22 protein-coding genes are annotated in these 25,615 nt (G+C 68.4%); 11 read left to right on the top strand and 11 right to left on the bottom strand.

Annotation, left to right across the window (positions count from 1 at the left end; all coding sequences use genetic code 11):
- Window positions 1-234 precede the first annotated feature (234 nt).
- Entirely contained in the window at window positions 235-564 is a 330-nt protein-coding gene (locus OG963_RS10150) for a hypothetical protein (protein WP_319740584.1), read from the top strand.
- A gap of 128 nt (window positions 565-692) precedes the next feature.
- Here the strand turns inward: OG963_RS10150 and OG963_RS10145 are convergent, their stop codons facing one another.
- The 3 genes from OG963_RS10145 to OG963_RS10135 form a co-directional block, all read right to left on the bottom strand.
- Window positions 693-1,955 (bottom strand): Ig-like domain-containing protein, encoded by a 1,263-nt coding sequence (locus tag OG963_RS10145; protein WP_371800280.1) that lies wholly within the window; start codon window positions 1,953-1,955, stop codon window positions 693-695.
- A 267-nt stretch (window positions 1,956-2,222) separates the two neighbouring features.
- On the bottom strand, window positions 2,223-3,242 hold the full coding sequence (locus OG963_RS10140; RefSeq protein ID WP_371798787.1) for an LLM class flavin-dependent oxidoreductase: 1,020 nt from the start codon (window positions 3,240-3,242) through the stop codon (window positions 2,223-2,225).
- Between the two features lie 242 nt (window positions 3,243-3,484).
- Entirely contained in the window at window positions 3,485-4,945 is a 1,461-nt protein-coding gene (locus OG963_RS10135) for an amino acid permease (protein ID WP_093779004.1), read from the bottom strand.
- Window positions 4,946-5,369: 424 nt separating this feature from the next.
- Here OG963_RS10135 and OG963_RS10130 point away from each other — a divergent pair, with 424 nt between their 5' ends.
- The 3 genes from OG963_RS10130 to OG963_RS10120 all read left to right on the top strand — a co-directional run bounded on the left by OG963_RS10130 (window position 5,370) and on the right by OG963_RS10120 (window position 7,090).
- On the top strand, window positions 5,370-6,068 hold the full coding sequence (locus OG963_RS10130; protein ID WP_371798786.1) for a VOC family protein: 699 nt from the start codon (window positions 5,370-5,372) through the stop codon (window positions 6,066-6,068).
- Window positions 6,069-6,296: 228 nt separating this feature from the next.
- Complete coding sequence (locus tag OG963_RS10125; protein WP_093779005.1) at window positions 6,297-6,740, top strand: SRPBCC domain-containing protein; 444 nt, start codon at window positions 6,297-6,299, stop codon at window positions 6,738-6,740.
- Entirely contained in the window at window positions 6,737-7,090 is a 354-nt protein-coding gene (locus OG963_RS10120; RefSeq protein WP_093779007.1) for a helix-turn-helix transcriptional regulator, read from the top strand. The genes OG963_RS10125 and OG963_RS10120 overlap by 4 nt, the downstream gene beginning before the upstream one ends.
- Before the next feature lie 768 nt (window positions 7,091-7,858).
- Here OG963_RS10120 and OG963_RS10115 read toward each other — a convergent pair.
- From OG963_RS10115 to OG963_RS10090, 6 genes are all read right to left on the bottom strand, one after another.
- Entirely contained in the window at window positions 7,859-8,812 is a 954-nt protein-coding gene (locus OG963_RS10115) for a DUF5996 family protein (RefSeq protein WP_093779009.1), read from the bottom strand.
- A 370-nt stretch (window positions 8,813-9,182) separates the two neighbouring features.
- Window positions 9,183-9,533, bottom strand: a complete 351-nt coding sequence (locus OG963_RS10110) for a hypothetical protein (RefSeq protein ID WP_143020027.1) — start codon at window positions 9,531-9,533, stop codon at window positions 9,183-9,185.
- 424 nt (window positions 9,534-9,957) lie between these two features.
- Window positions 9,958-10,302: a hypothetical protein gene (locus OG963_RS10105; protein WP_030934695.1), complete on the bottom strand. Its 345-nt coding sequence runs from the start codon at window positions 10,300-10,302 to the stop codon at window positions 9,958-9,960.
- 148 nt (window positions 10,303-10,450) lie between these two features.
- Window positions 10,451-11,131 (bottom strand): DUF899 family protein, encoded by a 681-nt coding sequence (locus OG963_RS10100; protein WP_319330491.1) that lies wholly within the window; start codon window positions 11,129-11,131, stop codon window positions 10,451-10,453.
- Window positions 11,132-11,234: 103 nt separating this feature from the next.
- On the bottom strand, window positions 11,235-12,059 hold the full coding sequence (locus tag OG963_RS10095) for an N-formylglutamate amidohydrolase (RefSeq protein ID WP_371798785.1): 825 nt from the start codon (window positions 12,057-12,059) through the stop codon (window positions 11,235-11,237).
- Window positions 12,060-12,204: 145 nt separating this feature from the next.
- Window positions 12,205-12,594: a RidA family protein gene (locus OG963_RS10090; protein ID WP_093779017.1), complete on the bottom strand. Its 390-nt coding sequence runs from the start codon at window positions 12,592-12,594 to the stop codon at window positions 12,205-12,207.
- Between the two features lie 73 nt (window positions 12,595-12,667).
- Here OG963_RS10090 and OG963_RS10085 point away from each other — a divergent pair, with 73 nt between their 5' ends.
- The 3 genes from OG963_RS10085 to OG963_RS10075 all read left to right on the top strand — a co-directional run bounded on the left by OG963_RS10085 (window position 12,668) and on the right by OG963_RS10075 (window position 15,436).
- Window positions 12,668-13,573 carry a LysR family transcriptional regulator gene (locus OG963_RS10085; RefSeq protein WP_371798784.1) on the top strand — a complete coding sequence of 302 codons (906 nt, stop codon included), beginning with the start codon at window positions 12,668-12,670 and terminating at the stop codon, window positions 13,571-13,573.
- A gap of 71 nt (window positions 13,574-13,644) precedes the next feature.
- The gene (locus tag OG963_RS10080; RefSeq protein WP_093931044.1) at window positions 13,645-14,295 is read left to right on the top strand and encodes an MOSC domain-containing protein; all 651 of its coding nucleotides are present in this window, start codon (window positions 13,645-13,647) and stop codon (window positions 14,293-14,295) included.
- 709 nt (window positions 14,296-15,004) lie between these two features.
- Entirely contained in the window at window positions 15,005-15,436 is a 432-nt protein-coding gene (locus OG963_RS10075; RefSeq protein WP_319330875.1) for a transglycosylase SLT domain-containing protein, read from the top strand.
- Between the two features lie 441 nt (window positions 15,437-15,877).
- On the opposite strand, the gene sph is transcribed toward OG963_RS10075, so the two are convergent.
- Entirely contained in the window at window positions 15,878-16,858 is a 981-nt protein-coding gene (gene sph / locus OG963_RS10070; protein ID WP_371798783.1) for a sphingomyelin phosphodiesterase, read from the bottom strand.
- Between the two features lie 699 nt (window positions 16,859-17,557).
- Here sph and OG963_RS10065 point away from each other — a divergent pair.
- Complete coding sequence (locus tag OG963_RS10065) at window positions 17,558-19,645, top strand: hypothetical protein (RefSeq protein ID WP_371798782.1); 2,088 nt, start codon at window positions 17,558-17,560, stop codon at window positions 19,643-19,645.
- 242 nt (window positions 19,646-19,887) lie between these two features.
- On the opposite strand, the gene OG963_RS10060 is transcribed toward OG963_RS10065, so the two are convergent.
- On the bottom strand, window positions 19,888-20,361 hold the full coding sequence (locus OG963_RS10060; RefSeq protein ID WP_051879220.1) for a hypothetical protein: 474 nt from the start codon (window positions 20,359-20,361) through the stop codon (window positions 19,888-19,890).
- 731 nt (window positions 20,362-21,092) lie between these two features.
- On the opposite strand from OG963_RS10060, the gene OG963_RS10055 reads away from it, so the two are divergent.
- From OG963_RS10055 to OG963_RS10045, 3 genes are all read left to right on the top strand, one after another.
- Window positions 21,093-22,055: a hypothetical protein gene (locus OG963_RS10055; protein WP_371798781.1), complete on the top strand. Its 963-nt coding sequence runs from the start codon at window positions 21,093-21,095 to the stop codon at window positions 22,053-22,055.
- A 59-nt stretch (window positions 22,056-22,114) separates the two neighbouring features.
- Window positions 22,115-24,232 (top strand): sorbosone dehydrogenase family protein, encoded by a 2,118-nt coding sequence (locus tag OG963_RS10050; RefSeq protein ID WP_371798780.1) that lies wholly within the window; start codon window positions 22,115-22,117, stop codon window positions 24,230-24,232.
- Between the two features lie 330 nt (window positions 24,233-24,562).
- Window positions 24,563-25,564 (top strand): alpha/beta fold hydrolase, encoded by a 1,002-nt coding sequence (locus OG963_RS10045; RefSeq protein ID WP_093931088.1) that lies wholly within the window; start codon window positions 24,563-24,565, stop codon window positions 25,562-25,564.
- Window positions 25,565-25,615: the final 51 nt, after the last annotated feature.

Raw genomic sequence — 25,615 nt, 5'->3', positions numbered from 1 at the left:
CAACGGTGCTGTGTATCCGTCGTGTTACTGATGTGGCGGAAACAAGTCCCTCTCCGCAAGGGCTGTCCCGCAATCCCCGGTGGATCAGCGCGCGGCGTCGGATGCGGTGCATCGCAAGGCGGAGGGGCGCCATCGGACTGGACGTATTCGGGCGATCCGACAACGCGGCGAGGTGCCGTTGCTGTCGTCGTGCGCCCGCCAGGGATTGCGGGACAGCCCTCGGGGGAGGTTGTGGTGGCCGACGGTGGAAACGTCTTCGGTGTCCCGGCGGACGGGGCCGGCTCACCATGTCGGCCGGATCTTCGCCGCCTCGTCACGATGCTGAAGGGAGCAGCCGGGAACGCCGGCCGTCTGTCCGACGGGCGGCAGGATGCGCCGTGGCGGGAGGACGTGATGGTCGGCGCCGGCTATGACCTGTGGCCTCGGGTGGGCCTGGACGCCGCACCGTTCGCGATCAGCTTCTTCCATCCCGGTACCAAGCGGGACTGGCGGGCGATGGGCGCACAGTACTGGTGTCGAACACCCACGGGTCCGCCGACATCGATCGTCTGTTGGGCGACGTGACGCAACCGCGGTCCCACACGCGGCGAATCTGCTCGAGCGCCCTGACGCGGCAGGCGGCGGGCGACGCGGTGTCGCCCGCCGCCTGGCGGAAGGGATCCAGGTTCAGATGTTTTGGACGTGACGTGGTGTCAGCCGGTCGCGCTGCCCGCGACCCACTCGCTCCACGGCATGTTCCAGTCGCTGAGGCCGTTGTCGGGGGCCAACATGGTCTTGTCCTCGGAGTTCTTGACGATCACGACATCGCCGATCATCGAGTTGTCGAAGAACCACGCGGCGGGCTGCTTGCCGTCGCCGCCGCCCTTGACGTCCTTCAGGCCCACGCAGCCGTGGCTGGTGTTGACCTTGCCGAAGACCGTGTCGGCACCCCAGTAGTTGCCGTGGATGAAGGTGCCCGAGGCGGTCAGGCGCATGGCGTGCGGTACGGCCTCGATGTCGTAGGAGGGCTTGCCGTCCTTCGTCGTGAGGCCGACGGTCGCACCGTTCATGTGGACTTGCCTGAACTTCTCGGAGATGACCATCTGACCGTTGTACGTCGGGTGCTCCGTGCTGCCGGACGAGATCGGGATGGTCTTGATCGTCTTGCCGTCCCGTACGACGGTCATCTGCTTCGTCTCGGCGTCGACCGTGCTGATCTGGCTCCGGCCGATCTTGAACGTGACCGTCTTCTGGGTGCCGTGGAGGTTGAGCGTGACGGTGACGGTGGAGCCGGGCTTCCAGTGGTTCTTGGGGCGGAAGTCGAGGCGGTCGTCGTCGAACCAGTGACCGACGACCTGCTGGCCGCTGCTGGAGCTGACATGGATCTTCGACTCCGTCGCGGCCTTGTCCCTGATCGCCTTGTCGAAGTCGACCGTCACCGGCATGCCCACGCCGACGGTCGAGCCGTCCTCGGGGGAGAGGTGCCCGATGAAGTTGTTGACCGGGGAAAGCGTGGTGATCGTGGCGTTCCCGGTGACGGGGCGGCTCTTGGCGTCCTTGGCCTCCGCGGTGACCTGATACCTGGTGGCCCGCTCCAGCCGGCCGTTCGGCGCCCAGGACGTGCCGTCGGCGGACAGGGTGCCCGGAACCTCGGCACCGGTCGCGACGGCGGTCATGGTCACCTTGGTGAGCGTGCCATTGCTGACGGTGACCTTGACGGAGTCGTTGAGTCCGACGTCGTACGCACCTTGCTTGGGCGTGATCTTTATTCGGGCGTCGGAAGCCTCCTGGGTGGCCGCCTGATCCGCCTGTGCCTGTGCCTGTGCCTGTGCCTGCGCCTGCGGTTTCGGGTGATCTCCGGCGTTGTCACCGCTGGTGGCGGCGTTGCTGATACCGCCGAGGGTCGTGAGCGAGAGCGCACCGCCGAGTACACCGACCACAGCCACCAGCCGGGTGCGTCCATTACGTACCGTGATCAACGCTTCTCCCGTATCACTCGTCGTTGAATCCCTCGACTCGGATGTCGGGGGAGTACAGCTATCTATAAAACTATTTATATGAGTCCATCTGTCCTTAAATGGACAAAATGTGGTGAAGGCCACGCGCCTCAGCACGTCGCCGAGACCCTGCTCGACTGACGGATGGCGCGTGGTCGATCCGCTCGCGCCGCTCGGAGCCGATCATGACGGGGACACCCGGTTCAGGCCGAGCGCCCGACCGATGCTCCGTCGCCGCTACCTGAGCTACGGCCTGTCCTTCCCGAGGCCCACCTCGAGCTCCGGCATGACCTGTGAGGCCAGCCGTTCGGCATGTTCGGCCGGCTCGAACAGCGGCGTGAACAAAATGAGTTCCGCGCCGGCGGCGACGACCTCACGCAGCGCGCGGACACAGTCCATCGGAGTGCCCGCGATCGCGGCAGCCTCGATCTCGGGTGACCGCTTCGTGTAGAGCGCGGCCAGCTCGGCGTTGATCCGGTCGCGGGCCCGCTGGGCATCGCCGTCCACCGCGATGTAGACGCGCTTGGCGATCGTGAAGTCATTCGTCGGCCTGCCGGACTCGGCCAGCGCCTGGCGCACGGTCCGGACCTGCTCGGCGAAGCTCGCGGTCGGAACCTGGCCCGCACCGAAGAAGCCGCTGAACAAGCCCGGGCTCATCACGGCACGTCGCAGCGCGGTGCGTCCGCTCCCGCCGAACCACAACGGAGGATTGGGCTTCTGGAACGGCTTCGGTTCCATGGCAGCATCGGTCAACTGCCAGAATTCGCCGGAGTAGCCGACTCGGGAATCGCGCCACAGGCGCGTCATCACCTCGATGCCCTCGTAGAAGCGGGCGATGTAGCGCTCGGGGCCGATGCCGAAGGCTGCGAAGGGCCGCTGCTTGCCGCCCGTACCGAAGCCGACCTCGATCCTGCCTCGGCTGATCTGGTCCAGCGAGCTGATGCTCTTCGCGAGGTGCACAGGACTGTGCAGCGTGGACACGAAGACCACGCATCCGAGACGGAGGCGCTCCGTGCACGCGGCGGCGTAGGTCATGGTCTCGATCGGTCCGAGCTGCGGCTTCGAACCCAGTGTCTGTTCCTGTGTCCAGGCGCTGTCGAAGCCCAACTGCTCCACACGCGTGAGGTAGGCGCGGAATGCGGCTGGATCGAACTCGCCATCTGCGTAGAACTGTGGGATGGAGATCGCGAATCGCACACGCGCATCGTATTGAGCGTCACCTGCCGGGCAGTGCTGTGCCACGCCGCTCGTCGCTTCGGCCACCATGCGCGCTGTTTCCCCGGAGGCCTTCCTGTCGCGTGCTTCTGATCGAGGGTCGCGCCGGGGCGATCCTCGAATCGGTTGGACGCACAGCCGATGGCACCCCAGGTGAGAGGGCGCGACCGGGGTGAGGACGCCCTCCGTCGTCGGCTGTGGGGATGAGGCGCCATGCGCTGCTACCGCTCGACGACGGCCCCGGTGGAAGCGTCTGCACGCTTTCACCGGGGCCGTCCACTCGACCGGGAGGATCAGACGTCCTGGCGCTCCCGCGCGAGGTCGTTCACCCGTCGCCGGACGACGAACCAGCCGCCGACCAGCGCCGCCGCTATCAGCGGCAGGCACATCACGGTCGTACGGCCCACCCCGCCGCCCCACCACATCAGGAACACGACCGTGGCAAGGAATGCCAGCGTGACGATCTGTGTGTACGGGGCCCAGGGCAGCTGGTACGAGGGGCGGGTGACCCGGCCGTCGCGCGAGCGGTGCCAGAACAGCAGCGAACAGAGCATGATCATGCCCCACGTGCCGAGGATGCCGATCGACGCGAAGTTGAGGACGATCTCGAACGCCTCGCCCGGCATGACGTAGTTGAGGCCGACGCCGAGGACACCGAAGCCGGCGGTGAGCAGGATGCCGCCGTACGGCACCTGCCCCTTGTTCATCCGCCCGGTGAACTTGGGCGCGGAGCCCGACAGGGCCATCGAACGCAGGATGCGGCCCGTGGAGTACAGCCCGGAGTTCAGGCTGGAGAGCGCCGCGGTCAGCACGACGAGGTTCATCACACCGGCTGCGCCCGGGATACCGAGCTTGTCCATGACGGTCACGAACGGACTCTCGTCCCCCGAGTACGAGGTGTACGGCAGCAGCAGGGCGAGCAGCACCACCGAGCCGACGTAGAAGAGACCGACGCGCCACATGATCGAGTTGATCGCCTTGGGCATGATCTTCTCGGGGTTCTTCGTCTCACCGGCGGCAACGCCGCACAGCTCGACGGACGCGTACGCGAAGACGACACCCTGGATCACCAGGAGCATGGGGAGCATGCCGACGGGGAAGATGCCACCGCTGTCGGAGATCGTGGAGAAACCGGGCGTATGACCGTCCACCGGGTGCTGGGTCACCACCAGGAAGATGCCGATCAGCATGAACGCGACCAAGGCGCCGACCTTGATGATCGCGAACCAGAACTCCATCTCGCCGAAGTACTTCACCGAGATGAGGTTGGCCGTGAGGACGACGGCGAGAGCGATCAGCGCAAGGATCCACTGCGGGATGTCACTGAACATGCCCCAGAAATGGGCATAGGTGGCAGCCGCGGTGATATCCGCCACAGCCGTGGTCGCCCAGTTCAGGAAGTACAGCCAGCCGGCCGCGAAGGCGCCCTTCTCACCCATGAACTCACGGGCGTAGGAGACGAAGGCGCCGGAGGACGGCCGGTAGAGCACCAGCTCGCCGAGCGCGCGCACGACGAAGAACGCGAAGACGCCACAGACCGCATAGGCGATGGCCAGTGACGGACCCGCCCCGGCCAGCCGGCCGCCCGCGCCCAGGAACAACCCTGTGCCGATCGCGCCGCCGATGGCGATCATGTTGATATGGCGGGACTTGAGGTCCTTGCTGTACCCGGCATCGCCGGCGTCCACGTGGGGGGAGCCCGCCGCCGGTGGGGCGGCAACGAGCGTTTCGGCCGCTGTGATGCGGTCACTCATGGAGAGGGTTCGCCTTTGTGAGGGGAAGGTGGGCGTTCCCGGCCGTGGCGGGCCAGGGAGTCGTCACCGTGACACGGTCCGACGCCACATCATCCGGGAATCCTGCGATTCTGACAGTGCCCAAAGTCACGCAGGAACAAATCTGAGGTAATTCAGAGGTTACGGAACGGTAAGCAAGGGGGGTGAGTCTGCTTCGGTACTTCGGCTCATTGACTCCGCGGTGCTCCTCCATGGGGAGCCGGTCGACGTCTGCGCAGCGGCCTGCCGGGATGCGGGTGGGCATTTCGCCCTTGTGAACACTGGAACGTTCCAGCGGCTCCCGGTCGGGTGCCGTTGTCGCGCACCCTCCGTGCGGCGCGCTCAGCCATTTCGAAGCGGTCGGTGAAGCAGGCCAATTGCCTTGTCGGCGCGCTAGGTTGAGCGCATGACCTACGTTGAGGGCGTGAGTGGGCGGATGCGGCCGCAGCAGTTTCACGAAGCAGCCGGTCTGGAGGACTGGCGAGTGCTGGGTGAGGGGGCGTGCGCGTACTTCCGCACCGGTTCGCTTGCCGCCAGTGCCGAGTTCGTGCAGGCGATCAGCGAGCTGGCGGGGCCTGGAGAGTGTCCCCCCGACATCGACCTGCGGCATGAGGGCCTGACGGTACGGCTGATCACGATCACGCAGGACTACTACGGCCTGACCGAGCGGAACGCGGAACTGGCCCGCCGGATCTCTGCGGTGGCGCGCAAGCTGGGTGCCCTCGCCGTCCCGTCCGCCGTGCAGACCGTCCAGGTCACCGTCGACGTCCTCGTGGGTCGCGCGGTCATCCCGTTCTGGCGCGCCCTGCTCGGTTACCAGGACCGCGCCGACAGCCCCGAGGATCTGATCGACCCGCAGCGGCGTGGGGCGCCGTTCTACTTCCAGCAGATGGATACGCCGCGACCGCAGCGCAACCGGGTCCACATCGACGTCTGGGTTCCCTATGACCAGGCCGAGGCACGTATCGCGGCGGCGATCGCCGCCGGCGGGCGGCTGGTGACGGACGCGCATGCCCCGTCGCACTGGGTGCTGGCCGACGCCGAGGGGAATGAGGCCTGCGTCGGCGTGGCCGGTTGGACCGGGCCGGAGCCCAGCCGTTCATGAGGGCCGCTGCCGGCGGTCTCCGTCGCTGATCATGTGACGGTGCGGGCATCGGCTACAGCCTGACCTGGCGCGATCGTACTCAGGGACCGCCCGGCACGGCGAGCGCGGTCGCCCCCTCATCGAGCACCCACCGAGGGCGACGCACCGAAGTGCAACTCCCAGGTTGCTCCTGAGGTCGCCATGTGCAACTCTGGAGTTGCACTCAATGATGCCGATGAAGGAGTTCCCATGAGCGAGGACAGGATCGAACGCGAAACCCTGATCGAGGCACCTCTGGAGCGGGTCTGGTCGCTGGTCGCCGAACCCGGCTTCTGGGTGGCCGACAAGGCGAGCCTGCCCGGCACCGTGGCCGAAGAAGGCGCGTCGATGGTGGCGAAGAACCCCGAGTACGGTGACTTCCCGGTACGTGTGGAGAAGGTGGAGCCGCCGACCTACCTCGCGTACCGCTGGGCCAGTGCGTTCCCCGGAGAAGAACTGCGGGAGGACAACAGCACCCTGGTGGAGTTCACACTGACCCCGGAAGGTGACAGGACGCGTCTCCGCGTCGTCGAGAGCGGGTTCGCAACGCTGGCCGGGTCCGAGGAACTGCGCCGCCGGGCGGTGAAGGACAACACCGGTGGCTGGCCCCAGGAACTCGACGCGCTCAAGGCGCGCGCCGAAGAGTCCGTGTGACGGACGGCAGTCGCCGCGCCGACGAGGCGGTGGACAGTGTGCTCGGAGCACTGGCCGATCCGACGCGACGTCGGCTGCTCGACCTGCTCGGCGCACAGGGCGAGTCCACCGCGACGACTCTCGCGGAACAACTCCCCGTCTCGCGTCAGGCGGTGGTCAAGCACCTTGCCGTCCTGGACGCTGCCGGCCTGGTTTCCGGCAGCCGGGTCGGCCGTGAGGTGCGGTACGAGGTGCGGCCCGCGGCGCTGAACGCCACGGCTCGGTGGATGGACGCGCTCGCAGCAGACTGGGACCGTCGGTTGGCGAACATCAAGCGGGCCGCCGAGGAGGCGGAGCGGGATTCGAGCTAGGTTCCGTCTTCAAACGGATCTTGCCCTGAGCAGGAACGACGCCAGGCCGGCCGCTGTTCCGTAGGAGGTGGCGGTCGCGTCGTGCCTGGTCGCAATCCCGCTGTCCCGTAATCCCTGTGGATCGGCGCGCGGCGTCGGAGGCGGTGCATCGCAAGGGGAGGGGCGTCATCGCACTGGACGCATTCGGGCGTTCCGACAACGTGGCAAGGTGCCGTAGCTGTCGTCGTGCGCCGCCAGGGACTTACGGGACAGCCCTTTACCACCGTGCCGCCCTACGGCGTTCTCTGACAACACGGCAGCCCCGCCGGGATCCGACGGGGCTGCCAACCAGCGCAACGGACCGTGGCCGTCACACCTGAGCCACTGTGCCGAAATCCGGCTGCCCGGGAGCGGACCGATTCGGCCCCGGCGGGCAGCACCGTCCTCCCGAAGCCCGGGCACTCGGCCACGACGTGCCCGACGAGATTCCTGCATACCCATTTTCCGGACCCACAGCTGTGAACCGGGTCGGCAACCCCGGTGCCGACCAGCTGCAAGCACCAGCGCGGCTGCTGGCGGGAACCTACTTCTGCAGGAAGGACTTTGGCGTCATGACCGCCCTCGCACATCGGACGGCGAGCAGGTCAGCTTCACCACGTCCACGGCCGCGACGTCCAGTGCCTGCGCCGCGGCACAGAATTCTCCCGGCGCCGCCGCGCTCAACATCCGCATCGGTGACAGCTGTTGACCCGGAACTCGTCGAAGCAGGCCAGCCGTTCCTCGTCTGAGTCAGCCGTGCTGGTGCTGGACAAGCGCGGGCGGTGTCCTACTCATGTACCAACCCTCGACGCGGGGGCCGACGAGGTCGGACGGCCAGCCTGCCGTCTCGACGGCGGCATCGTAGACCGCGTCACCGAACGCCACAATGGCCTGGTGCGGGTCCGCTGACTCCCTGAGCTTGGCCCACGGCAGACGAACCAGACCGGCGTCGGGGTGCCAGGCGGCGCCCTCAACACCCCAGGACCGGCCCCCGAGACCGTCCGGCTGGGGCCAGATGTACGCGTACATGCCGACGTTCGGCGCCTTGGCATCCCCAAGTGAGAATCCCACAGACACGTACGCGTCGAGCTGGGCGTTCTGCATGAAGGGCGGCTGGTGGGGCGGCGGCACGGTGGGCTGCGCCCGGTAACGCGTGGCGGACAGGTCGAAGCCGCCCCACATCACACCGACCCGGGGGTGGTGTCCCAGGAAGGGGGCCTGCCACGCCTCGAGCCCGTCGGCGGCGAGGTTAAACGCTGTCCAGATCAGTCGGGCCGCGTGGCCATCCCAGGTGCGTTCGACGTTGTCGTCCTCGAAACGCGGCGGGGCATCCGGAATCTCGCAGATCAACGAGCTGCGTGGTCGGTGTATGCCGAGCTCGTCCACCGCATCGCAGAAGGACGCGTAGAACGTCGCGACTGATCCCTGAGACAAGGGCACCGTCCGCGAGCCACTGTCAGCCTCGATGACCACGCCACCGTCGAGCAAGTTGTAGTGCACCGTGAAGGTCACGCCTTGCTGCCGAAGGGTTGGCGTACTGAGCCCCCGGGGGGTGACATCGAGGACGATGTTTCCCCAGCCGACTTCGAAGGGCTCGTCAAGGGTGTACTTGCCTGCGACCTGTACCACCCGGTTCACGTAGTCGACCGTGGGCGCCAGGTCCTCATAGTCCAGCGTCGGCCACGCATTGAGACGTTCGCTCACGGGGAGCCTCCCAGCGTGTCGATGGGATCAGCGGGAGAGGACGTTAGGTGCCGCGCACGTTCCCCGTGCAGCGACGGGCGGGCCTCGGACACCGAACTGCGATCCAGTACTCAATTTTCACACGCGGGTCAGGGACCTGCCCGCTCGGTGGCGCCGGGCGTCCGACGTGCTGGGCCACCGTTCACGCCATGAACGGTCAGGCACCGCGGAGAGAAGACTGTTCAGCTCTTGGTGCAGGTAGGCGAGCCGGGGGTGACGGCCCGGGTGAACACGAGCGTTGGGGCAGGCCAGGCAGAGCATGAAGTCCGCTCCGCAGCCGCCTATCGCGTCGAGCCAAGGGCTGGAGGTCTCGTCCCCGTCCAGTCCGCAGTCACGATCTGTTCGTGGCCGGGGTGCGGAGCGTCGGCGAGGTCGCCGCGAACACGACAGCTCGGGCTTGTTCGAGCGCCTCTTGGGCACCGGACACGAAGACCCGTTGGACGTGCTCGTCGGGAAGGACGTAGATGCTCTCGTGTGTGCCTTGCGCGTGCTGAAGGGGACGGCCCTCCCGCGTCACCGTGGTCCGGCGGGTCCGCTGGAACGGTGCACCGATCAGGTCGTGCGTGCGCGCCCAGTACTGTGCGGCGCCGTGCCCGATACCGAAGGACGACGGGCCCACCGAGCGGGGCCGCTCCGTGTGCTGGTGGTGTGGCCGTTTGGGGTACTGTCTGCGCGCGACCATCAGGAGGTCGGTGCCGGGCGCCATCCGGATGGCCAGAGAGCGTCCGTGCGCAGTCGCCTCGAGCGCCAGCCATGGGCCGCCCCCGTCTACGGACCGGCGCGCTCCACTGGGACCTCTACCAGGATGCAGCGCGGCCTGACACCTACTTGGAGGTCTTCCTGGTGGCTTCCTGGATCGATCGGCGATGCCGTGCGGCGGACTGACGCCGACGTGCGACGGGCAGTGAACCGTGGCTCCCGATGTCGGCCCGGGCCCGACTTCGCAACACCGGGTTACCGAGGGCCACGCCGAGCCGCCCTCACGGACGCCACTCGTATCCGAGTAGTTGCGAGACGTCTCTCTGCATTTCGACATGCCGTCCGGGTCGCCGTCGGGCACACCGTGACCGGCGTGCCGGTGCCGGCGCATGTACCGCCGCGCGAAGTCAGGAATCAAGCTGAGGGGGAACGTCTGATCGCACGAGACGGACTTGCGCGGCCGGTATGCGACTGGGCAGGTAGACGAATCCGTTGCCGTTGTCGAGGAGCAACCCCTCATCGATGCCGTCTACGGACCAGAGATCGACTGCCCCACCGGTGTTGTTGATGATCTGAAGGAAGAACTCTGCTTCCTCCTCGCCCTGACAGACGAAGACTCCCTCCACCTCAGGGCGGCGACTGCCGGCGATCCCCGGCGCGGCGCCCATACGGGTCCAATCCAAGCCGTGCTGTGCGATCGACTGCCGATTGAGTACGGACGAAACGTGAAAGAGGTTCGACGTATGAAACACGCCAGGAGTATAGGAGGCAGTGAGGCTTCCAGCCTCAGGTTGAGCGGATCTTCGCGTGGGCGAAGATCCGCACCGGCATCACCTGGCGTGACCTGCCCGAACGCTACGGCCGGTGGAAAACGGTCTCCGAGGCCGCGACCGCAACGGCCTAGTAACTGAGCTCTGCGAACCAGTCGTCCCGGCCCCGGCGGGTGAGGTCGAGGATGTGCCACACCGGGCTGAGCAGGTCGATGCCGCGCTGGTCGATGTCGTCGGACATCCGGGGGTGTGCCGAGTAGAAGTGGCGTACGGAGCCGTCGTCGTCGCGGGTGAACACCGATACCGTCGAGTCCTGGTTGCCCTCGGCATCCTCGCTGCCGAGATCGTACTTGAAGGTGCTGGACCCGGCGCTGAGCAGCCGCAGGTTCCCCCACTGCCGGTCTCGTGCGTGCGCGCGGAGTGCGGGCAGGTCGGCTGCGGCGACAATTGCGAGGTCGACGTTCTGCGCGACATGGTGGGCGATTCCGTTGAACCCGTCGATCCACATCGTGCACATGGAACAAGGCTGCGTCTGCTGCTTGCCGTACATGAAGTGATAGACGACGAGGTCTCGCCCGGGCCGGGTGAACAGCTCACTCAGTCGCACGGCCTGCACCGGCGCATCGTCCGAGTGGAGATCCGGGGGGCCTTCCTCGAATACGTAGTCGTCGACGACGGGCCCCAGCGGCAGCCGGCGGCGCCGGTCGGCGACGCGTTCGCGGTGGCGCATCAGCTCGATCTCGGCCAGGCGCAGCTCCTCCCGGGCGCTGACGTGTTCGGCCGACTCCCCGGTGAGATTGGTCGGACGCATCGCTACCTCCTCGAGGGACGGGCACGGAGCTGCTGCCCTGGTCACCATTGTCTGTTCCCGCACGAGGGCTCGCGAGGCGGTGTGAAGAGCCTTCGGCGGGGTGTCAGGCCCGTGCTTCCTGTTCGCTCGGACCGGACAGCACGCCGACCAGGGCGGCCAGCGCCGACGCGAGTGCGGTCGATCCGGCGGGGTGGGCGGCGCCACCCGGTTCGGGCATGTACAAGTCCCGGCGGATTTCGATCATCAGCGCGCTGACACGCGGGTCCACGCCGTAATGCTTCAGCGGCACGTACGTACCGGAGAAGGGGCTGTTGATGCCCGTGCCCCCCAACCCGGCGAACGCCTCCTCGGCCTGGGCCAGCAGACCCGGCGGTGTGTGGAAGGCGTCGGTGCCGAGGCAGATCGGTGGGCGCAGCCCGGTGCCGTGGAGTTCGTAGGGGAGCGGAGCCGACGGATAGGAGTGGACGTCGATGACGACCGCGCGTCCGGTGGCCGCCAGGCGTGCGTCGACAGCGGCGGTCATTGCTGCCGCGTACGGGTGGAAGTAGCGGTGGATCAGCGGCTGCGGATCCACGTGCGGTGGGCGAAGCGGCTCGCGGTGCGTGGTCCGTGTGTAGACCGCGCCCATGCCGACGGCCAGCATCTCCTCGCGTTCGTCGGGGAACCGTTCGGGATCGATGACGAGCCGCGACAGGCCGTTGACGAATCGCCACGGCGTGAGAGGCGCGGCCGCGGCTGCCTCGGCGGCCAACTCGGCCGTGTGGGAGTCCGTGATGTGGTCGAGTTCGAGTTCCAGGGCCTTGTCGTCCAGCTCGATGGCGGCGCGTACGTGATCGGGGAGGACACGTGCCGAGTGCGGTACGTGCAGTAGGACCGGTGACGCGGGCGCGCCGGGCAGAAGCTGGAACGGCGGGAGGGCGTGGCCCATGGGGAAGGGTTCCTTCGGAGTGGCTCAGGTCAGGGGTGCGGGCGTGGGCGAGGCGGAATACCGTTCGTGAGCTCCCGATGCGCCCTACCTGATTGTCTGCGAAGTCGGCCTCGCCCTCTGTGCAATCGCGAGGAACGGGACCCGTTCATGCCACGGCCCGCCGCGCGTACACCTCGATCTCGATCTTCATACGGGGGTCCGAGAGGCCGCACATGAGCATCGTCGCGGCCGGCCGGACTTCGCCGAAGCAGCGGCGCAGGACCGGCCAGCAGCGCTCGAAGTCCTCGCGGTCGGGCAGTAGGTAGCGAACCCGTACCACGTCGCCGAAGGTGCACTTCGCCTCGACCAGAGCGGCCTCGATGTTGCGCAGACACTGCTCGGCCTGGTCGACCACGTCGTCCGAGATCGTCATGGTGGCGTAGTCGAAGCCGGTCGTCCCGGACACGTGAACCCGGTCGCCGTCGACCACGGCACGGGCGTAGCCGATCTGCTCCTCGAACGTCGAGCCGCTGAGGATCGCATGTCGCTCTCTCATGCGCTGAACGCTAGGGGGCCCGACAGTGATACGTCTAATACAGCCACGGGCATGACCTGATATCTCTAGGCGTATGGAGCGCCCCGAACTTCCCCTGCCGCAACTGCACGCCTTCACGGTGCTCGCCGAAGAACTCCACTTCGGCCACGCGGCCGCCCGTCTGGGCATCGCCCAGCCGCCGCTGAGCCAGCAGATCCGCCGCCTCGAGGACAAGGTCGGCCACGCCTTGTTCACCCGTGAACCAGGACGAGTCACCCTCACCCCGGCAGGCCGTGAGCTCCTGCCCGCCGCCCGGCGGGCCCTCACCGATCTCGCCGACGGCCTGAGCGCGGCCCGGGCTGTCGGCAGCGGCCGGGCCGGCCGTCTGCGGATCGGTTTCGCCGCCTCGCTTGCCCTGACCGTGCTGCCCGGCATGCTGCGCACCTTCCGGGACCGGCACCCCGATGTGCATCTGGACATACACGAGATGACCACCGTGCCGCAGGTCGCTGCACTGCACGACAACACGATCGACATCGGCCTGCTGCGCGAGCCCTCCGCCGGTGAAACGGAGCTCGCCCTCAAGACCGTGCTGACCGAACCCTTCGTGGCGGTCCTGCCGGCCGCACACCCCCTTGCCGCCCAACGCACGGTCCGGTTGGGCCAGTTGGCGGACTCCCCCTTCGTTTCGCTGCCCAGGGAGGTCGGACCGCAGTTGCACGACCGGATCACCGGCCTGTGCACCGCAGCAGGTTTCACACCCCGTGTGACCCAGCGAGCGGTGGAATGGCAGACCGTCTGCGCCTTGGTGGAGACCGGCCTGGGGGTGTCACTGGCCCCGGCGAGTATCCGGCGCATCCGTCTCAAGGGCGTCGCCTTCCGCAGGATCGATCCCGATGACGCCCGCACACGCGTCGCCGTCGCGTGGCGTAAGGACGACCCGAACCCCCTGGTCGCACGCCTCTTGGCAACCGTCGACCACCTGCCGGACTGTCCGTAGCCGATCCACCCCCAAGAGCAGACGGGAAAATCTGTCTGCGGCGGTGCGTTGTGGACCGTACTATCGCGCGCATGAAGCTGCTCTCCGTCAATGTGGGCAAGCCCCGGTCCAACCCTTGGAAGGGGCTCAGCGCGACAGGGATCGACAAGCGGCCCGTTCATGGTCCGGTCGCCGTCACTGCCCCGGGCCCCAAGGGCACCGGCGCGGTCGGCCTCGCGGGTGACCGTGTCTATGACGTGAAACACCACGGTGGTTCCGATCAGGCGGTCTACGCCTACGCTCGCGAGGACCTCGACGGCTGGGAGGCCGAGCTGGGCAGGTCGCTGGACAACGGTGTCTTCGGGGAGAACCTCACGACCGTCGGCCTCGACGTCAACGGTGCGCTGATCGGTGAGCGGTGGCGCATCGGACCCGAGGTGGTCCTCGAGGTGTCGTGCGCCCGGATCCCGTGCGCGACGTTCCAGGGATGGCTGGAGCGCGACGGCTGGATCAAGAGGTTCACGCAGGCCGCGTTGCCGGGCGCGTATCTGCGGGTCATGGAGCCGGGAGCCATTCGCGCCGGTGACCCGGTCGAGATCGTGCACCGGCCCGCCCATGATGTGACTGTCGCTCTCTCGTTCCGTGCGATGACACGTGAACCGGAACTCCTGCCGCGCCTGCTGGTCGCCGACGCGCTGCCCGAAGAGGACAGGGAATCGATTCGCAGGCGCACGACCGCATAGACGGTCGATCTACCGAGATCATCCGTGTGCAGTACGACCTTGCCGCGGTCCGCTTCCCATAAGGGTCGTCGGCCGCGGCCGTTCCCAGCCCGCCCGGTCTCCCTCCTCTGTCAGGGCCCGGCTCCCTGTCAGCGGCTGAACTCCCTCCGGCGCCTCCCGGCCACCCGGACCGGGGCCTGTCCGGCCGTACACTCTGTCGGCTTGTCCGCGGCCGTCCCGTTCAAGCGGTCGTGCGGCGCTGAATGAGACCTGTTGCGCCGAGGTTCGTGCGCACCGGTTTCGAGGCCGCGTGTCATCGATGGACTGGTCGTACACCGCCCCGGATTCCCTGTGGGCGCGCGCTCATAATCTGTCGCCCGGCCATGAATTCGGAACGCTTTCCTGCTATTACGGTGAGTGAATTCAGTGCCCTCGATATGACGCAGGCCACATGATCTGCGTCACTCTTGTGCCGTTTTGAGGCATTTGCCGTGTGGGGTGAGCCATATGGCCCGCGTCACTCTGAAGGTGGGTAGTAGGTCGATCAACGGGCGTATCCGGGCCCCGACGGTGCTCCGTGAATCAATTCCGACACCCGGTACTAAACCCCATAGTAAGAGGTGGTCATTGACCAGGGATTCCCTCCTGATTAACAATTCTTGGCATCACCCCCCGACAGAACAGGAATTACCACGTGCGGATCACCACGATGCCCAAGAAGTTCGCTCGCATGACCAAGACCAAGAAGATCTCGCTGGGCATGGTCGCGGCCGGTGCCGCCGTCGTGGCCGGTACCGTCGTCAGCGCCCCGGCCGCCTCGGCCGCCACTCCCGCCCAGTCCGGCGGCAACGTCGACGCCTGGATCAAGGAGTCGCTGAAGGTCATGCACGCCAAGGGCATCCCGGGCACCTACGAGGGCATCCGCAAGAACCTGATGCGTGAGTCCTCGGGCAACCCCCAGGCCATCAACAACTGGGACTCCAACGCCATGAAGGGCATCCCCTCCAAGGGCCTGATGCAGGTCATCGACCCCACCTTCAACGCGTACCACGTCGCCGGCACCTCTACGAACATCTACGACCCGGTCGCCAACATCACGGCCTCCGCCAACTACGCCGCGCACCGCTACGGCTCGATCGACAACGTCAACTCGGCCTACTGATCCGGCCCGACGAACCACCCCGGTCGCCCAGCACGTCCCGGGCGACCAGCACCCCGCACAGAACCACCGGGCGCAGAACCGCAGGCCGCGTCCCCACGACCGGCCTGCCCACGACCGCCGCTCCCACAGCCACCGACGGCACGCCCCCACCCGTGGCGCACCCCCACCCCGTGGCTGCGGTCGAAGCGGCACCGGTCGGCACGACGTACGACGCGGACGATTCCGGGGCGCCGGTCGGCACGACATGCGACGCGGACGATTCCCCGGCCGGCCGGCCGGTCGGCACGGCCCCGCTGAAATCCCTGGCGGGCGCGCGACGACAGCTAGAGCACCTCGCTGCGTCGTCGGAACGCCGGAATGCGCCCGGTGCGATGACGCCCGCCTTGCGATGCACCGCATCCGACGCCGCGCGCCGATCCGCCAGGGATTACGTGACAGCCCTCAGCCGACGGAGCCGATCAGCGGGTAGTGGTCGGAGAGATTCGTGTACGTGTAGTCCGTGCCCCAGCTGGAGACGGTCCAGGGCTCGCTCTGCTCCTTGACCACCTTGTTGGTCCACCCGGACGGCTTCGCGTGCCCGGCGCGGTGGAGGACGTAGTCGAGATCCTCGCGAGGGTCGTCGGGATAGCGGTACGAGGCGATCGAGTTGTCCTGGGTGTCGAAGGAGTACGGGTGCCCGGTGCGGGCATCGGCTCCGGCAAGTCCGGCATCGGCGAGCATCGATGCGTACTCGGGCGAGCGGGAGTCGACGTTCATGTCGCCTGCCACGATGACCTGTTCGGACGCGGGAATGTTCTTGGCGTCGAGGAAGGCGTCGATCTGCTTGAACTGGCGGCTGCGCATCTGCGCCGCCTCACCCGTCGCGCATCCGGAGTCGGTCGACTGCGCGTGGGTTCCCACCACATGCACCTTCGTGCCGTTGACGTTCAGCTCGGCATAGACGAAGCCCTTGTTGGACCACCAGTCGCTGCCGCAGGCGTCCTTGTAGATGAACTGCTCCTTGCGGACGATCGGCCACTTGCTCAGTACGGTGACACCGCCGTCCTCCGGAGTGACGGCCGAGTAGGCACCGCCGGTGGCGTCCCAGCCGCTCTTGCTCCGGCCCACCACCGGCGTCCGATACGGGTACTGGGCGGACGCGTTCTGTGCCAGCGCGTCGGAGGCGGAGTTGTCGAAGGCCTCCTGGAGCACCACGACATCATTGCCCTGGAAGAACGATGCCCGCGCGATCTCCGTCGCCCGGTGGTCCTGACCCCAGTTCGGATACAGGTTCTTGCTCATCAGGAACGTGTTGTAGGTGAGAACCCTCAGCGACGGGGTGTCGGCGGCCGCCGCCTGAGGAGCATGTGCGGCCAGCGTGACGGCGACGAGCGCGGCGGACAGAGTTACGCCGGAGGTACGACGGAGCGCGGTGAGCGGCACGGGGTCTCCTGCTTCTGCTGATGGGGGGTGGTTCGAGCAACCCACATCAAATCAGCGGGAGTTACTCATGGGTAGACGCCGGGTGTCGGGATTCTCTCCATCGGTGTACCAATGGTGTGGGGGATCCGGCGCGCGTCGCTGCCGGTTCCGGTCGACGGGCGGTCAACGCGCCGCCCCACACGGCGACTTCGGTAACACCTCCATCGACCGGTCGGTCCGCGTACGACCCGGGCACCGTGCGGGCCGAGGCCGCAGACGGCCGCGCACCGAGACGTGACATCCGCAGCCCCGGCGCGGCGCACAGCTCGCCGGCTGCCGTCGCGCAGTGCGTGGAGGCGGCGGCGAAGAGTGGAATGGGCAGGGCGAGCACGCGCCCGCCGCCCGCTGCTGTCCGATCGCCGGGACCCACTGGCCGCTGCGACCCGTGGGGCGCCGTCGTTCGGGGCCACATCGCACACCCGAGCCAGGCCCTCGCTCCCGCATCCCGCGCTTTTCGCAGCGCCCTGAACCCGACGGGGAAGCGTTACCGGCAGTTCAGAATCATTTCGTCCTCCCCGTCGGCCTCTGCGCCCGGCGGCGGAGCGGTTACGGTTCAATAGTGACCGCCTGGTCCCGCGGAACCGCGATCTCCATCGGGCCCGGGGCCGCCGGCATGGCGTGGCACGGCGGCCGTACGACAGGACAGGCAGGGCCGGTGTGATGAGGACGTTCTTCGCGCCCGAGGAGTCCGAGGAATTCGAGGCAGCGCGTTCGCTGCTGATCCGTCGGACGGTTCAGTGGGCCCGCGAACGGGGCGAGAGCATGGACCCCTTCGTCGTCGAGACGGCGCTCGACTATCGCCACCGAGGTACCCGCGACGGGCGGCTGGGGCTTTGGGAGCCCCGGCACATCGAGGAGTATCTGCTGGACTGGCTGCCGCGCACGGTCACCGTGCTGCCCGGCGAAGAGCCGGCGGATGCGCCCGGCACGCTCGCGGCCCTGCTGCGCTACCTCGACGCGATGGGCCTCAGCGACCCGCGCGGGGCCTCGTCGGCCGACAACCTTGCTGCGATCGAGACCCTCGCACCTCGGTACGCCCCCGCGATGGCTGACCGAGGCCGCTGGGGAATGGCGAAGTTCTGGGCGGTCACCGCTGCCGAGCAGGGGATCGATGTCCGGGATCCGGCGGCGCTCGAAAGCTTCGTGGAGCAGGCTCAGCAAGGCGAGGCGCCGTACGACCAGGACGTACTGGACGAGGTGTTGCGCAACCACCTGACACGCGGCCCGTCAGAGGTGACACGCGCCGAACCGCAGCTGCCGGTCCTGCTGCCCGCGGAGAAGGAACTGCGGGCACGCGCCGAGATGTCCCCCGCGCTGCGGTGGCTGCGAGGGATCGCCGACTGGGCGGGCCATGAGGGGCGCGTGCTCACCGCCAAGGGCAACCTGCGAATGTCGGACGCTCGAACCCTCGTCGCCGAGCTGGGGACAGGCGATGTGGTGGATACGGTGCGCTCCTCCACGCAGCTGCCGAGGCTTGGGCTCGCGGTCGAGTGGGCGAAGAAGGCCCGGCTGGTACGGGTGGCCAAAGGTCGGCTGTACGCGGTCGCCAAGGCGCAGCCCCTGCTGCGGGACCCGCTCGCGCTGTGGCGGCACGCCTTCGAGACCTTCCCCGAGCTGCGCGTGCCGCTGCTGGGCACCCGCAGCGGCCGACACGCCGGGTCGCTGCTCTTCGACAGCTTCGAGGACACCGTGCCCGATGTCCTCAGCACCCTCTACAGCCTGCCGCACGCCATGCCCTGGCCCCGGCTGCGCGATTCGTTGCACCTGCGCTACCGCGCCGAGCACGAACTGACCGGCCGCTACGCCTGGCAGACGGAACTCGGACACGCGGACCGTGATCTGCGCACCGCACTGGACGTGCTGGAGGACCTGGGCGCGATCAAGCGGCACGACGGGATGGCCGACCCGGTCTTCCTCGACATACCGCTCGAGGAATCCGTGCTGCCGCCCGCCGGGATGCCGCCGGAGCTCGCCGAACTCTTCGGCGCCGTTGCCGGTGGACACGGGGACAGCGAGGACGCCGCAGAGCGGAGCAAGGTGCAGCGGGCGGAACTGACCGATGGCCCCGTCGAGTTGATCCGTCTCACGGCCCTCGGTCACGACTCCGTACGTCGCCGGCTGCTCGCCGAGGGACGTGATGCCCCGCGGGTCGGTGAACTCGCCCATGCCTCCGCCGCCGGGCTCCTCGGTGTCATCGCCGAGCACTACGACCCGGACGCCGCCCGCACCGAACTCGCCGCCTGGGTCGCTGCCCGGGAGAGCCCCGCCGAGGCGCTGCAGAAGCTGACCGACGCGGTGCGCGCGACCCCGTTCCGTACCCGTGCCGAAGCGATGCTGGACGCACTCGTCGACGCGTACCCCGACGGCGAAGCCCTGCTGCGCGGCCTGCGCGGCGACCCGCTCCTCGGCCCCACCGCCCTGAGTGTCCTGGTGCGCCGGGATGTCCTCGGTGCCGAGGACCTCAACGAGCCCGAGAGCCTCGTGATGGTCGCCGAGAGTCTCCTCCAGCTCCTGGAGACAGCGGGCCCGGAAGGGTTGCTCGAAATCCTGGGAGGCCGGGAACTCTCTGCCCACAAGGCTCTTGAGGCCGCCCTCGCATCCGGTCACCCCGACCAGGCAGGTCTGGCGGACCTGAGGACGGTCGCCGAGCAGGCCCGTCGGCGGCCGGCCGCGCATCTCGGCCGCAGCCATCAGCGGCGCCTACCGGGCGCAAGCGGCAGGGGCAGGGACGGCAGGCGGCGGCACTGAGCGCGGCGATCGTCGGCAGCCCCAGCCTGCACGCCGACGTGGTGGCCCTCCTGTCCACCGATCCGGACACGGCGGTGCGCGAGAGAATTGCCCACCGCGCGGACCTCGGACCTGCCGAGCGCCACGCGCTCGCCGCGGACCCTGACCCGAAGGTCCGGCTGGCTTGCTCCCTGGTGTCCGAGCCAGGACTCCAGGGCCGTCACGCAGCGACACACTCCACGATGCCCGGAAAGACGTCGACCTCACGCGGCCATCGCCACCGCGGTCTTGCTGAGCGAGGCGTCAGGCGCCGGGGCCCGGTCGGCGAAGACGACAACCCGCAGTAGCGCGAACCGTCCGATCCCCGCCAGAGCGGACGCCGAAAGATAGACCGCCTGCTCCACCAGGGCCGAGGGCTCGGACCGGACGGCGTACAGGCAGAACAGCGCCCCTGTCGTGAACGCGTAGCTCACGGCGACGGTCACCCCGGACTGAAGATGGACCCCCCATCCCTTCCGCCCGCTCCGGAAGGAGACCCGCCCGTGCAATTCGGTGGCGACGACCGTGGAAACGACGGTGACCAACGCGTTGGCGACGGCCATCGGTATCCGGTCGTTGAGCAGTACGAGTACCCCGCTGGACGCCAGCCCGACACCGCCACCACACACGACGAACCGCACGAAGGCCGCGACGAGCGGATGAGGAGTGCGCGTCCGCGGACGCGAAGGGGCGGTCACGAGGGCCTCCGTGGGCTGGTCGGAACGGTGTTTCGATTCCACCCCGGAACCTACGGACCGGGCGTCGTCCGAGCGACCGGGCTTGTCCCCGACTTCGCTGGGGGGTATCCCCCAGCTGTCCCCTGGGGGCAGCCCCTGGGTACCCCCGCAGAGTTGCCGCAGGGGGACTTCGAGGGGACGGCGGAGGCCGCTGCCGTCGTGACGGAGGGTGAGCCCGTCCGCTGCTGCGGCGCGGTGCCACCGGGCGCGGCGTTCGCGGTCCGGTGACGACCGCGTGGCACGCTCGGGTTGTGTGGGCGCGATGGTTGGTGAGCGCGAGCGCGGGGTCACGGGCGAGGCGGCGGCCGTGGTCGGCCCTGGGCCGACTGACGGATTTCTGAGATGACTTGAGGCCACCGAGCGATGCGGTCCCGGCGGGTGAACCGGTACCTGCGTGGTCGGCCACCGGACTGCTCCACGCACCCGTCGTACCCTTCGGGACCCGGAGCGAGGTGTTTGCAGGCCGCCGTGAGCCGGTGCCGTCCGCACCCCGATGGGCCGCTCGCGGATCCGTGTCCTTGCCCGCAAGAAGGTCCGCGCCGCTGCTGAAGGCGCCAAGGAAATTGGCGAGTACACGCTCATTGTCAGGGTCGCGACGAAGGAGTTACATGGTCCCTGCACGCGGACGAAAGCGCTTTCTGTCGTCCGGGACACCCCGGTCGACTGCCCCTTCGCTGCCGCTGGGAGGCTGTATGACACCGCCCCGCACCAGACGCTACTCACTCGCCGTCGCTGCACTCGCCGCGACCGCCTCGCTCGCCGCCGCCACGATTCCGGCCCAGGCGGCGCGCCCCTCACCCCTCCACACTCCGCTGCGAGCCCAGGCCGTGGCGGCGTACGACTTCGGGCACCCGTACCCCACCGATCCCGGTCGCGAGCGCGACATCGGACGCTCCGGCACCGCGCTCAACCTGATCAACGGCGGCTCCGCGATGCGCGTCGCCGACGAGGCGTACCCGGGAGCTTCGCCTGCCCTGCAGGTGCGCCAGCAGAACCCTGCAACTGCGGGCAACGACGACTGGAAGGCCGGCGCCTGGGACGCCGAGGGCATGTCGTCCCTCGACGCCTTCCGCAGTGCCCGGGGCGCCACCGTCATGGGCTGGTTCAAGATGACGGGCGACAACCCCGCCCTCAACTCCAACACGGCCGATCCGAGCGACCGCTACAACGCGATCGGGCTGGCCGGCGTACTGTCCGGAACCTCCGACGGTCACGCGGTGCGCGCGCTTCTCGAACTCATCCAGGTCAACGGTGAGTTGAAGCTGGTCGCGCTGGGGAGACGGCTGGACAGCGGTGCCTCCCAGACCTTCGCAGCCGACTTGCCCTGGCAGGAGCTGCTGCCCCTCGGTGAATGGGTCCACCTGGCCGCGACGTTCGACTTCCGCGACGGCACCCTCGCCCTCTACCGCGACGGCAAGCCCCTGGACGGCTTCTACGTCACGCCGGGCGACCCCTGGGAACTGGCCACCACGCCGGCGCCACACCGCGCCTCACCCACCGATCCCCGCGGCATCAAGATCGGCGGCAGCTTCCCCCAGAACACCCGGGAGAACAACGCCTGCGACTGCCGCATGGACGATCTCCTGTTCCTGAACCGCTCGGTGTCGGCCGGAGCGGTGGCGGCGGAGTACCGGCGCATGACGCGGGGCCACTGACCCTTCTCGCCCCCGGATCGTCCTTTCCCTACTTGTCACGCCAGCCCGAAGGGACCCGCATGGCGTCACGACGTACATACCGAAGGCACTGGGCGGCCGTGGCCGTCAGCGCAGCCCTCGCACTGGGCGGTCTCGCCGCGCCTTCCCACGCCGACGAGCCCGCCGCGGCGACAGCCGCCCTGACCGACCCCATTCCGCAGAGGCCCGTCCAGTCCAGGACGGGCCTCGTCCTGCAGGAGTTCGCACAGTTCCCCAAGTCGGAACCCGTGCCGGCGCCGACGGATCCCCGCCTGATGCGCCACGCCCGGATCAACACCATCAACGAACTCCCCGACGGCTCCGGCCGGATGGCGACCCCCGACCTCAACGGAACCCTGTACCTCACCGACCCCGGCACTGCGACGCGCACCTCAGGGGGCACCCCGCACCCCTATCTGGACGTCAAGGCGGCATTCCCGCACTTCTTCTCGGGCCGCGGCCTCGGTCAGGGCCTCGGGTACGCCGCATTCCACCCGCAGTTCGGCACGAACGGGCGCTTCTACACCATCCACACCGAACTCGCCTCGCAGGCCACCGAGACTCCCGACTACCGGCAGGCCGGCACGCTCACCTACCACGGCATCATCACCGAGTGGACTGCCGACGACCCCTCCGCGGCCGTCTTCCACGGCACCCGTCGCGAGGTGCTGCGTATCGGCTTCACCGGCCAGGTCCACGGCATCCAGCAGATCGACTTCAACCCGACCGCAAAGCCTCACGACGAGGACTACGGCCTCCTCTACCTCGCGGTCGGCGACGGAGGGCAGGGCGTCGGCAACAGCGAGCCGCAGAACCTCGCGCTCCCGCACGGCAAACTTCTGCGGATCGACCCCGCGGGCCGTGACAGCGCCAACGGCCGGTACGGCATCCCCAGGTCCAACCCGTTCGTCGGTGAGCCCGGTGTACTCGGGGAGATCTACGCCATAGGCATGCGGGACCCGCACCGCTTCAGCTGGGACGCGGGCGGCAGCCACCGTATGTATCTCGGTCACATAGGCGAGCACGCCATCGAGTCGGTGTACGAGGTCAAGGCCGGTGACAACTTCGGCTGGAGCGAACGCGAGGGCCCCTTCGTGTTCGACAAGCAGGCCACCGACCCGTGCGCCCGCATCCTTCCCCTCCCCGCCGACGACGCCCAGTACGGCTACACCTATCCGGTCGCCGCCTACGACCATGACCCCGGACCCGACTGGAACTGCCGGTCCGATGTGGGCCGCGCCATCGCCGGAGGCTCCGTCTACCGCGGCAAGGACGCGCCGGCGCTGCGCGGAAAGTACATCTTCGGCGACCTCGTGGACGGCCGGATCCTGGCCGCGGACACCCGCGACATGCACCGCGGCGGCGAACTCGCGCCGCTCGAACAGCTGATGCTCTTCGACAAGTCCACCGGAAAGACGGTCACCATGCGCGACCTCGCCGGTGACCAGCGTGTCGACCTGCGCTTCGGCACCGACCGCAGCGGCGGCCTGTACATCGTCTCGAAGGCCAACGGCAAGGTCTGGAAGGTGACCGGGACCCGCACCTTCGCCGACTGCGAGATCGGCAACACCCCCACCACCCACACCACCGGTCCCGGCAACTGGGCGCCGGTCACCCCGGCCAAGTGGGCATACACACCAAGGGAGACGATCATGACCGAGCCGGGCGTCGCCCGCCCGGGACCGCGCCGCCCCTTCGAGTACGCCGTCCTGACCGCGGGCCCGCGCTACTCGTCCGTCACCATCGAGGCGGAGGTACGGATCGACACCCCCGTCGAGATCACCAACCGTGACGTCATCCTCATCTGGGACTACCGGTCGGACACCCGGTTCCAGTACGCACACCTGTCGAGCGACAACACCATCTACCCGCACAACGGTCTGTTCACCGTCGACGACGCCGACCGGCTGCGCATCGACGACCAGTGGAACGGAACCTACGGCGCACCTCCGGCGATCAAGGACGACGGATGGCACAAGGTGCGGCTCACCCACTGCGCCGACACCGGTGAGACCGCCGTCTACCTGGACGGCAGCCGCAACCCGCTGATCACGGCGACCGACCCGGTCTTCGCTTCGGGCCGGGTGGGCTTCGGATCCTTCGACAACGCGGGCCGCGTCCGCCACCTGAAGGTGACGGGCACTCGGGCCGACGACTGACCACGCGGGAGCGGGCCGAGACCGTCGGCCCGCTCCCGCACCGTCACGAAAGGTCGGGGCTCAACGTGCACAGGGTGCGCAGAACCACTCGACTGCTACGTCCGTGTCACGGAATTCGCGGGCACGTGGTCTCATGCCGATTCGACGGGAGTCCCGCGGCCTTCCACCCGGTCGAATTCGCCGAGCAGACACGCGCCGCCTGAAACGTCCCGGAAATCCCCTGTGCGCCAAAACCTCTACGCTCGAGGAAGAAGCGGGGAGAAGCAGACGGGAGACGAGCCTGTGGTCGGCGCCCCAGAACCTGAACCGAGCCCGCCCGGAGCGGGCCGCCTGCGCTCGGTGTCCGGGCAGGACGTACCGCTGCGCCACCACGTGGTGCACGGCTACCGTCGTGCGTACCGGATCGCCGGGGACGGTCCCGTGATCCTGCTCATCCACGGCATCGGCGACTCCTCCGCGACATGGGCGGATCTGATCCCCGACCTGGCGCGCAGCTACACCGTCATCGCCCCCGACCTCCTGGGCCACGGGGCCTCCGACAAACCGCGGGCCGACTACTCGGTGGCGGCATACGCGAACGGCATCCGCGACCTGCTCGGGGTGCTGGACATCGAGCGTGCCACCCTGGTCGGTCACTCGCTTGGCGGTGGCGTGGCCATGCAGTTCGCGTACCAGTTCCCCGAGCGGACCGACCGGCTGATCCTGGTGAGCACAGGCGGTGTGGGGCGCGAGGTCAACCCCGTCCTGCGGGCGGTGTCGCTGCCGGGCGCAGACCTCATGCTGTCCTCGCTGAGACTGCCCGGCATGCGCAGCCAGGTCGACCTCTTCACCCGACTGATCAAGCTTCTCGACACCGACCTGGGCCAGGATGCCGCAGAGTTGCTCAACGTGGTGGACGCCCTCCCCGACGCCACGTCGCGCAGCGCGTTCATCAGCACCCTGCGGTCCGTGGTCGACTGGCGGGGCCAGGTCGTGACGATGCTCGACCGCTGCTATCTCGCGGAGGGCATGCCCACGCTGCTGCTGTGGGGATCGCGGGACAGCGTGGTGCCGGTCCGGCATGCCTACGGCGCGCACGCGGCGATGCCCGGCAGCCGCCTGGAGATCTTCCAGGGCGCCGGCCACTTCCCCTTCCACAGCGACCCCGCGCGCTTCCGAGCGCTGGTCGAGGACTTCATCCGCACCACGGCCCCGGCCGACTGGAGCCAGGAACGATGGCGTGAGCTGCTGCGGGTGGGACGGCCCAGCAGCGGGGCGGGGGAGTTGGACGCCCCGTACCACCGGGCCGTGGAGCGCGACCGGCGCGAGGCGAGTGAGCGCAACGCCACGTGAGGGTGACGGTCTCCGCTTGCCGGGCTTTCGGAGCCGGTCCGGTCGTTCCCG

This window comes from Streptomyces sp. NBC_01707, assembly GCF_041438805.1.
In the GTDB taxonomy this organism is placed as follows: domain Bacteria; phylum Actinomycetota; class Actinomycetes; order Streptomycetales; family Streptomycetaceae; genus Streptomyces.
The sequence above is the reverse complement of the archived record's forward strand: the minus strand, read 5'-3'. Positions and strand labels throughout refer to the sequence as shown.

Bases quoted from the DNA above. Each gene is read 5' to 3' on its own strand.
- OG963_RS10140 (WP_371798787.1), bottom strand. From the start codon at position 3,242: ATGGTGGCCGAAGCGACGAGCGGCGTGGCACAGCACTGCCCGGCAGGT.
- OG963_RS10135 (WP_093779004.1), bottom strand. From the start codon at position 4,945: ATGAGTGACCGCATCACAGCGGCCGAAACGCTCGTTGCCGCCCCACCG.
- OG963_RS10130 (WP_371798786.1), top strand. From the start codon at position 5,370: ATGACCTACGTTGAGGGCGTGAGTGGGCGGATGCGGCCGCAGCAGTTT.
- OG963_RS10125 (WP_093779005.1), top strand. From the start codon at position 6,297: ATGAGCGAGGACAGGATCGAACGCGAAACCCTGATCGAGGCACCTCTG.
- OG963_RS10110 (WP_143020027.1), bottom strand. From the start codon at position 9,533: ATGGTCGCGCGCAGACAGTACCCCAAACGGCCACACCACCAGCACACG.
- OG963_RS10100 (WP_319330491.1), bottom strand. From the start codon at position 11,131: ATGCGTCCGACCAATCTCACCGGGGAGTCGGCCGAACACGTCAGCGCC.
- OG963_RS10095 (WP_371798785.1), bottom strand. From the start codon at position 12,059: ATGGGCCACGCCCTCCCGCCGTTCCAGCTTCTGCCCGGCGCGCCCGCG.
- OG963_RS10090 (WP_093779017.1), bottom strand. From the start codon at position 12,594: ATGAGAGAGCGACATGCGATCCTCAGCGGCTCGACGTTCGAGGAGCAG.
- OG963_RS10085 (WP_371798784.1), top strand. From the start codon at position 12,668: ATGGAGCGCCCCGAACTTCCCCTGCCGCAACTGCACGCCTTCACGGTG.
- OG963_RS10080 (WP_093931044.1), top strand. From the start codon at position 13,645: ATGAAGCTGCTCTCCGTCAATGTGGGCAAGCCCCGGTCCAACCCTTGG.
- OG963_RS10075 (WP_319330875.1), top strand. From the start codon at position 15,005: ATGACCAAGACCAAGAAGATCTCGCTGGGCATGGTCGCGGCCGGTGCC.
- OG963_RS10065 (WP_371798782.1), top strand. From the start codon at position 17,558: ATGAGGACGTTCTTCGCGCCCGAGGAGTCCGAGGAATTCGAGGCAGCG.
- OG963_RS10055 (WP_371798781.1), top strand. From the start codon at position 21,093: ATGACACCGCCCCGCACCAGACGCTACTCACTCGCCGTCGCTGCACTC.
- OG963_RS10050 (WP_371798780.1), top strand. From the start codon at position 22,115: ATGGCGTCACGACGTACATACCGAAGGCACTGGGCGGCCGTGGCCGTC.